The sequence below is a fragment of the Streptomyces sp. Ru73 genome, from assembly GCF_002920575.1.
GTDB lineage: Bacteria > Actinomycetota > Actinomycetes > Streptomycetales > Streptomycetaceae > Streptomyces.
In genome coordinates this window covers 57,330-65,242 of sequence record NZ_PQSQ01000038.1, presented here as the reverse complement: position 1 = coordinate 65,242, position 7,913 = coordinate 57,330, and the positions used below count along the sequence as shown (strand labels likewise).

Here is a 7,913-nt window from a genome sequence, read left to right as displayed (position 1 = left end):
GGGGAGCGGTCCAGGTGCGGGCCGAGGGCGGCGAGGGTGCGGCCCTTGGCGTCGGCGGTGCCGACCAGGCCCGCCGTACGGGTGGCGGCGAGCCAGGCGGTGGCCAGCCGGACCCAGCGCTCCTCGGGGGGCAGCTGCCGCCAGTCCTCGGCGGCGGGCGTGGGCGCGTACCGCTCGTCGGCCTCGCCGTCCGAGGCGATCAGCCCCGCCGCGTAGGCCAGTTCCAGCCAGAAGGCGGCGGTGTGCACGCCGGTGTCCAGGGCGGTCGCGGTCCGCTTGAGGTCGCGGACGCTGAGGCCGCCGGCGCGCAGTACGGGCGGGCCGCCGAGATCCCACTCCTTGAGCAGCTCCTCGACCGTGGCCAGCGCGGTGAACGCCTGGCCGGCCGCCGTACGGTCCACCATGTCCGGGTCGCGCGCGGTGGCCGGCGCGAGGGCGGGCGGCTGGGGCTCCGGCGCCCGGTGCGCGCGCCCGGCGCGCAGGTGCAGGGCGGCCTCTCGGGGGAGTACGACGTTGCGCGCGCCGACCGGGAGCAGTACGCCGCGGTCCAGCAGCCAGCGCAGGTGGGGTGCGGGCTGTGCGGTCACCGCGCCGTACGGCGGGCCCCAGACGAGCCGGTCCAGGACGGCCAGCGACTCGGCGGGCGCGGCGTCCAGCAGCGCCGCCATGGCGGTGCGGTCCTCGAAGAGCGAGGTCAGCGCGGCGACGGCGGACACCGGGTCGGCGGTGGTGGGCAGCCCGGCGGTGGCCAGGATCTCCTGGAGGCGGCCGGGGGACATGCCGGCGGCGGCCTCGGCGACGGTCGGGCCGAGCCCGGTGGGGGAGGGGTGGGTCGCGGTGGGGGTGAGCAGCTCGCGGGCGGTGCGGACGAGCCGGAGGCGGTCGTCGGGGCCCCAGACCAGTGCCTGGGCGCGGAGGGTGGCCAGCGCCTCGGGGAGCCGGTCGAGGACGGCGTCGCGCAGCCCGGCGTCGGCGTCCGGTGCGTCCTCGTCGCCCGTCATGAGTGCGGCGAGAGTGCCGTACGGGCAGGGGTCGGGGGCGACGGCCAGCGCCTCGGCGGTCTGCAGCGCGAAGGTGTCCAGGCGCTCGACGGCGCGGACCACGGAGGCGCGGGTGCCGGCCCGGGTGGCCAGCTGCGTGAGGTCACCGGGAACGGGGTTCAGCAGGTCGGGGCGCGACCGCAGCAGAGCGGACAGGTCGTCGTCCGGCCGGTTGCGCAACTCCTCGGCCAGCGTGCGGGGGGACGGATGGCTGCCGCTCATTCGCCCCACGTTACCGCCTGGTGGCCGATGATCCGATGGTTGCGCGGCCGCACCCGGTGTCAATGGCCTGTGGAAAAGCGCTTCCCTGCGCCTGTGGAAAAGCGCGGGGGAGGGCGGCCGGAGGGGTACCGTCGGAGCGGCGGGAAACGGTCTGGCGCAGGGGTGTTTCGGTGGGGATCGAGAATGATCAGCTGGTCTTCGACTACCTGAGCAGAGTCGGCGATCTGGCGCAGGGACGGGGGCTGACGGCCCGGCAGCGCATGGAGCTGGTCGCGCGGCTGCGGACACGGATAGACGCCGACCGGGCCGGTGGCGGCGGCGACGTCAAGCGCCTGCTGGCCAGGCTCGGTACGCCGGAGTCGGTGGTGGCTGCCGCGGTCAACGGCGAGGAGCCGGTGCCCGAGGAGCCGGCCGCCGCGCCCGCGGCCGAGCGGCGGCCGGGGCTGCCCTCGCTGCTGAAGCGGCAGCCGAAGCCGGGCGGCGGCGGACCGGTGCCCGCGCCCCGCAGCGGCGCGCGGCCCATGGCCCCCCAGCCGATGGCCCCTCAGCAGGGCGCCCCGCCGCCGCACCTCGCGGGCCTGGACGAGCTCGGCGACCGGGACGCCACGGCCGAGGAGGAGCCGGACTGGTGGCGGGTGGCGGCCGAGCCGTACGGCACCGCCGAGCCGTACGGTCCGGGGGAGACCGTGCCCGGCTTCGTCGGCGGCATCGAGATCGAGGAGATACGGCGACCGCCGGAGACGGACGAGGAGGAGACCGAGGAGGCCGCCGGCACGGAGGCCGCGGACACGGGGCGGCGCGGGCTGCCCGGCGTGCTGAAGAAGGCCTCGGGCAAGGTGCTGCCCTGGCGGCGCGAGGCCCCCGCGGCACCCGCGCCCGCGCCTGCGACCGAGGGGGCGGGCGAGGCGGTGGCGGCGCCGCCGCGGCCGAAGCCCAGCCCGGTGCTGGTGCTGGCGGTGCTGCTGCTCGCCGCGGGCGCCGCGCTCGGCAGCTGGCTCGCCGCCGCGCTCGGCTGGGTCGTCACGTACACCTCGCGCAAGCTCTCCCCGGCCGAGGCGAAGTTCGCGGCCCTGGGCGTCCCCGGCCTGGTGTGCGCCGCGATGCTGGTCTGGCTGTGGGGCCGCTTCGCCGGCAAGTGGGGCGACGCCCTCCCCCAGACCCGCCTCGGCCCCGAACTGACCGCCACCCTCCCCCTCCTCCTCCGCCTGGCAGCCGCCGCCTCAGCGGTGTTCCTCCTGTGGCGGATGCGACGGCGGATGGGGTGACGGATGCGGCGTCGGGTGGGTGACGACGGGTGCCGCCGGATGATCGCGCCACGGCCCCGGGTGACCGTCACGGTCGCGGCGGCTGCCGCGTGCGTCGCGGGCTCGGGTGCTTGTCGGCGCTCACAGCCCGGCTTTCGAGACGCCCTGCACGAGCTGGGACACGATGTCCGCGATTCCCTGCCCGAAGGCTGTCGGAGCGAGGAGGACCCCGAGCACCAGCACGATGGCCACGGTCAGCTTCTCGTCCTTGCGGCTGCGTGCTTCGGTACGGCGACGCAGCCGCAGGACGACGATGACCGTGAGCAATAACGCCACGTCGATGGTCAGCATGTGCCCGGACCTCCCCCTTGGTCCACAGCTGCTCGCACTCGGAGCTCAGTGGACGGCCACTCCCAGCCCCCTTGTCTTTCCCGCACCGGGCAGCGCTGTGTATCGGCCTGCTCGAAATTGGCGGTAAAGCGCTCTCCTGGCCGGATGTGCATCTGAGGGCCCGCATCCGCGCTGTCCTCTTGGGGCGGATGCGTCGCCAGCGGCGCCACTGGTGGCTGGCGGCGGGCCGTGTTGTGGAAGGCTGAGCACGACTCAGGTTTGCGACAGGAGGCGACCGCCGGCATGGCGCTGATCCATCAGACCACCCTCAGGCCGACCAAGCTCGAACTGCTCACCGACTGGCTGCCCACCCGTCCCTGGTACCGGGGCGGTTCGGACGCCCCCGTGCTGGAGAAGTCGGGGGGCTTCCGGCTGGACGATCCGGAGGGCGAGGTCGGTATCGAGTTCATGGTGGCCACCGACACGAGGGGCCCGGAGCGGACGGCCTATCTGGCACCGCTCACCTACCGCGGGGCGCCCTTGGCGGAGGCCGAACGGGCCCTCATAGGCACGACGGAGCACGGAGTGCTGGGCAAGCGCTGGGTGTACGACGGCTGCCACGACCCGGTGCTCGTCATCGAGTTGCTGGCGTTGATCGAGGGCAGGGCACCGGCGATGGCGCAGAGCATCACGGACACCCCCGACCACGAGGTGACCCGCTCCCACACCGGCGCCCCGTTCACCCTGGACGGCTTCACGCCCGAGCCCGCCGACGGCCGGGACGGTACCCGCGTCCCCGTACCCGGCGGGACCCTGCACGTTCACCGCGTCCTCGCCCCCGTCGACGAGCAGCCGCCGGTGCCGCGCCAGGGTGCCCTCGGCCATGTCGCGACCGGCTGGCAGGGACCGGACGGGACGCGCCTGCGGGCCGTCCTGATGACGCTGCTCGACGCCTGATCCGCCCACTGCCTGCTGCCCGCTGCCCGCCACCCGTCGTCCGCTGACCGGCGGGCGGCGGCCGGTTGTGTCAATGGGGCAGCAGGTCACGCCGGTACCAGGTGCCCGGCTCGCCCCCGAGGTCGGCCGGGTCGGCGGGGCCTTCGGGGGCGAAACCGGCTTTGATCAGCACCCGCCGGGACGCGGCGTTCCGGTGTGCCGTGGCCGCCCGCAGGGTGCGCAGCCCGTACCGGGCCGCCGACAGTCGGCACAGCTCCCGCACGGTCGCGGTCGCCACGCCCCGGCCGGTGACGTGCTCCGCGACCCGGTAGCCGAGGATCGCGGTGTGGTCCTCGATGTCGACGAGGTTGAACCTGCCGAGTACCGAGTCGTCCTCGTCGACGAGGACGTGGAAGGCGCAGATGCCGGCCTCCTGCTCGGCCAGCAAGGCGCGGTAGCGGTCGGCGAAGTGGGCGAAGTACTCATCGCCGCGGTCGGTGATCGAGGCGGCGAAGTAGGCGCGGTTCGCCAGCTCGAAGGCCAGGACCGCCGGGGCGTGGCCGGCATGCAGTCGCTTCAGCTCGGGCATTGCCCGACCCTATAGATCGCCGCCTTGCAGGTCACCACCTTTCCGGTCGCCACCTTGCTGATCGCGGCCTTACGGCTCGTCACCTTCCTGGTCGTCAGCTTGGAGAGCGCGGGCATGGCCTGAGCCGGTTGTGGTCGGTGTGCGGTCACTTCGTCAGGTCGCGCTTCAGCTCGGTGAGGATCTTGTCGGCGGCGGTGTAGCCGATGCCCTGGAGCCAGAGCTGGTCGGAGACGCGGAAGGCGTGGCGGGTGCGGACGGCCTTCATGGTCTTCCACAGCGGGCCGCCGGTGACCTGGCTCTCCTTGGACTTCTCGGGGCTGCCGTACGCCGAGTAGAAGACCGCGTCGGCGTCGGCGCGGGTGATCTGTTCCGGGCCGACCTCGGTCATCAGGCCGTCCGGGGCGTTCCGCACCACGTCCGTGGGGGCGGTGCCGATGTCGTCCAGGACGGTGCCGATGTAGCTGCGGCAGCCGTAGACGCGGGTGTCGGCGCCCTCGACGAAGCGGACGACGTTGGTGGTCTTCTTCGCCGCTGCTGCCGGGCCGCCGAGCGCGTCGGTGACCGCCGCCGCGTGCTTCTCGTACGCGGCGGCCGCCTTCCGGCCCTCCGGGATCTTCCCGAGCGCGTCGGCGTGCGTGGCGAAGTTCTGCTTCCACGGGTAACCGGTGGTCTCGGTCATCACCGTCGGGGCGATCTTCTTCAGCTGCGCGTACCGCTGGCCGTCGCGCACCTTGCTGGTGAGGATGAGGTCCGGCTTCAGGGCTGCGACCGCCTCCATGTCGGGTGCGCCGATCGTGCCGACGTCCTTGATGCCGGCGACCTCGTCCTTGGGCAGGTACGCCAGGAAGCCGGAGGCCGCGTCGGCGTGGGTGGCGCCGACCGGACGCACGCCGAGGGTGAGGGCCGAGTCCAGTTCGGCGGTGTCCAGGACGACGACCCGCTTCGGGGCGGCGGGGACCCGTACGTCGCCCATGGCGGTCGGGACGGTGTGCGCGCCGGTGGCCGGCTTCGCCCAGATGGTCTTCGGCTGGGCGGGGCAGCGGGCGGCCTTGAAGGAGCCGCCGGAGCCGTCCTGGTGGCCGCCACCCGAGCTGACACCCGAGCCGCCCCCCGAGCCACCGCCGGAACCGTCTCCGGCACCGGTGGCGCCGACGGCGCCGCACGCGGCCAGGACGACCGTGGCCGCGGCGAGAAAGGCGGCGGCACCGAGGGCGCGGGGAAAGCGGACCATGACCTCGTCCATGACCTTGTCCGTCACCTTGTCCGTGACCTTGTCCGTGACCTTGTCCATGACCTTGTCCATGACCATGAGCAGACCCTTCGGGAGAGGAGCCAGGAGTAGCCGGGAGGAGCCAGGAGGAGCCGGGGAGGGGCCGGGAGGAGTCGGGGGAGGGGACGGTCAGTCGGAGGCCGGGGACGGTCCGCCGTCAGCCGCGGGCTGCCAGGGGCGCCCCGGTACGACCAGCGGCGAGCCGGTCACCGGGTCCGGGACGACGACCGCGTCGAGGCCGAAGACGTCGTGGACCAGGCCGGCCGTGACGGTCCCCGCGGGTGGTCCTTGGGCGACGATCCGGCCGCCCTTCATTGCCACCAGGTGGTCGGCGTAGCGGGCCGCCTGGTTGAGGTCGTGCAGGACGGCGACGACCGTGCGGCCGCGCTCGTGGTTCAGCTGCCGCACCAGGTCCAGCACTTCGACCTGGTGGGCGATGTCGAGGTACGTGGTGGGCTCGTCCAGCAGGAGCAGGTCCGTCTCCTGGGCGAGGGCCATCGCGATCCAGACGCGTTGCCGCTGGCCGCCGGAGAGCTCGTCCACGGGACGGTGGGCCAGCCCGGTGACGTCCGTACGGGCCATCGCCTCGGTGACGGCGCGCTCGTCGGCCGCCGACCACTGCTGCCACCAGCGCTGGTGCGGCTGGCGGCCGCGGGCGACGAGGTCGGCGACGGTGATCGCCTCCGGCGCGACGGGCGTCTGCGGCAGCAGGCCGACGGACTGGGCGATCTTCCTGGTCGGGATGCGGGCCAGGTCCGTACCGTCCAGCAGCACCGCGCCCCGGCGCGGCCGCAGCAGCCGCCCCAGCGCCCGCAGCAGTGTGGACTTGCCGCAGGCGTTCGGCCCGACGATCACCGTGACGGCGCCGTGCGGCACCTCCAGGTCCAGCCCTTCGACGACGGTGCGGTCCTCGTAAGCCAGCGTCAGGCGGCGGGCGGTGAGCCTGGCCGCGGTGCCGTCGAGCCCACGTCCACCTGCCCGTTCGTCTTCGCGCTCGCCCTCACCCGCTCGCTCGCGTTCGTCTTCGTGCTCGCCCTCACCCGCTCGCTCGCGTTCGGGTTCGCGCTCCTGCGCGCGCTCCTGCGCTGGTTCGCGCTCCTGCGCTGGTTCGCGCTCCTGCGCTCGTTCGCGTTCCTGCGCTCCTTCGTGTGCGTGTGCGCCGGTGGTGGTCACGCTCCTCCTTCCGTGGCGCGGCGGCGGATGCCGGGCTTACGTACGGGCAACGGGTCGCCTCCCGCTGCCCGGCGGCCGGTGCCGGCCCCGCGCACGAGCAGGCGGATCAGGTACGGGGCGCCGATGGCGGCGGTGAGGACGCCGACCGGCAGCTCGGTCGGTGCGAACAGGGTGCGGGCCGGCAGGTCGCCGAGGACCACGACGCACGCGCCCAGCAGAGCCGAGCAGAGCAGCGGTATCTGGGCGGTACGGGTCAGCCGGCGGGCGATCTGCGGCGCCAGCAGCGCCACGAAGTCGACCGGGCCCGCCGCGCCCGTGGCCAGCGCGGCAAGCAGCACGCCGAGGGTGGCGAGACCCAGCCGCGTGCGCCCCAGCCGCACGCCGAGCGCGGTCGCGGTGTCGTCGTCCATCGTGACGGTGCGCTGCGCGCGGGCCGCCCACAGCACGAAGGGGAGCAGGACGAGCAGCGCCCAGGCGAGCGGGACGGCCTCGGCCCAGCCCCGGCCGTTGAGCGAGCCGACCATCCAGACCTGGGCCTTCTGCGCCACGAGGTAGTCGCCCTTGGTCAGGAACAGCTGGGTGACCGAGCTGAGGGCGACGGCGCAGCCGATGCCGATGAGGACGAAGCGGGTGGCGTGCAGGCCGCCGCGCCACGCGAAGAGGTACACCAGCGCCGCGGCGAGCAGCCCGCCCGCGACGGAGAGGTACGGCAGTACGGCGTACGAGCCGACGCCGAAGGTCATCGCGCCGACGGTCAGCGCACTCGCGCCCTGGGTGATGCCGATGATGTCGGGGCTGGCGAGCGGGTTGCGCGCGACGGTCTGGATGAGCGCGCCGGCCGTGCCGAAGGCCGCGCCGGCCAGCAGCCCGACGCACATCCGGGGCAGCCGCAGCGTGCCGACCACCAGCTCGTCCGGCGAGGGCCGCCCTCGCACCACGTCGAGGACCGCGCCGGGCGCCACGAAGTGCTCGCCGCAGGAGAGGTACGCGACGCAGGCGGCGGCCAGTAATGCCGAGAGTGCGGCCGTGACCAGCGCCGCCCGGCGGTGGAGGAGGAAGGCCGCCGGCCCGGCACGCAGTACGGCGTACCCGAAGGGACGTACCGCGCC

7 protein-coding genes and 1 pseudogene are annotated in these 7,913 nt (G+C 74.3%); 2 read left to right on the top strand and 6 right to left on the bottom strand.

Annotation, left to right across the window (positions count from 1 at the left end):
• Nucleotides 1-1,262 (bottom strand): annotated as a pseudogene (locus C3486_RS18330) (DNA-binding protein); the annotation flags it as partial.
• Nucleotides 1,263-1,432: 170 nt separating this feature from the next.
• Here C3486_RS18330 and C3486_RS18325 point away from each other — a divergent pair.
• Nucleotides 1,433-2,527: a hypothetical protein gene (locus C3486_RS18325; RefSeq protein WP_103833795.1), complete on the top strand. Its 1,095-nt coding sequence runs from the start codon at nt 1,433-1,435 to the stop codon at nt 2,525-2,527.
• Between the two features lie 120 nt (nt 2,528-2,647).
• On the opposite strand, the gene C3486_RS18320 is transcribed toward C3486_RS18325, so the two are convergent.
• A complete protein-coding gene (locus tag C3486_RS18320; RefSeq protein ID WP_103833794.1) occupies nt 2,648-2,857 on the bottom strand; it encodes a hypothetical protein in 210 nt (69 codons plus the stop codon).
• A 282-nt stretch (nt 2,858-3,139) separates the two neighbouring features.
• Between C3486_RS18320 and C3486_RS18315 the strand changes: the two genes are divergently transcribed.
• Nucleotides 3,140-3,793 carry a 1,4-alpha-glucan branching protein gene (locus tag C3486_RS18315; protein WP_103833793.1) on the top strand — a complete coding sequence of 218 codons (654 nt, stop codon included), beginning with the start codon at nt 3,140-3,142 and terminating at the stop codon, nt 3,791-3,793.
• A gap of 70 nt (nt 3,794-3,863) precedes the next feature.
• Here the strand turns inward: C3486_RS18315 and C3486_RS18310 are convergent, their stop codons facing one another.
• The 4 genes from C3486_RS18310 to C3486_RS18295 form a co-directional block, all read right to left on the bottom strand.
• Nucleotides 3,864-4,361: a GNAT family N-acetyltransferase gene (locus C3486_RS18310; protein ID WP_103833792.1), complete on the bottom strand. Its 498-nt coding sequence runs from the start codon at nt 4,359-4,361 to the stop codon at nt 3,864-3,866.
• Between the two features lie 145 nt (nt 4,362-4,506).
• Complete coding sequence (locus C3486_RS18305) at nt 4,507-5,592, bottom strand: iron-siderophore ABC transporter substrate-binding protein (protein ID WP_103833801.1); 1,086 nt, start codon at nt 5,590-5,592, stop codon at nt 4,507-4,509.
• A 168-nt stretch (nt 5,593-5,760) separates the two neighbouring features.
• A complete protein-coding gene (locus tag C3486_RS18300; RefSeq protein WP_103833800.1) occupies nt 5,761-6,558 on the bottom strand; it encodes an ABC transporter ATP-binding protein in 798 nt (265 codons plus the stop codon).
• A gap of 242 nt (nt 6,559-6,800) precedes the next feature.
• A complete protein-coding gene (locus C3486_RS18295; RefSeq protein ID WP_258052849.1) occupies nt 6,801-7,883 on the bottom strand; it encodes an iron chelate uptake ABC transporter family permease subunit in 1,083 nt (360 codons plus the stop codon).
• Nucleotides 7,884-7,913 lie beyond the last annotated feature (30 nt).

Bases quoted from the DNA above. Each gene is read 5' to 3' on its own strand.
- C3486_RS18320 (WP_103833794.1), bottom strand. From the start codon at position 2,857: ATGCTGACCATCGACGTGGCGTTATTGCTCACGGTCATCGTCGTCCTG.
- C3486_RS18315 (WP_103833793.1), top strand. From the start codon at position 3,140: ATGGCGCTGATCCATCAGACCACCCTCAGGCCGACCAAGCTCGAACTG.
- C3486_RS18310 (WP_103833792.1), bottom strand. From the start codon at position 4,361: ATGCCCGAGCTGAAGCGACTGCATGCCGGCCACGCCCCGGCGGTCCTG.
- C3486_RS18305 (WP_103833801.1), bottom strand. From the start codon at position 5,592: ATGGTCCGCTTTCCCCGCGCCCTCGGTGCCGCCGCCTTTCTCGCCGCG.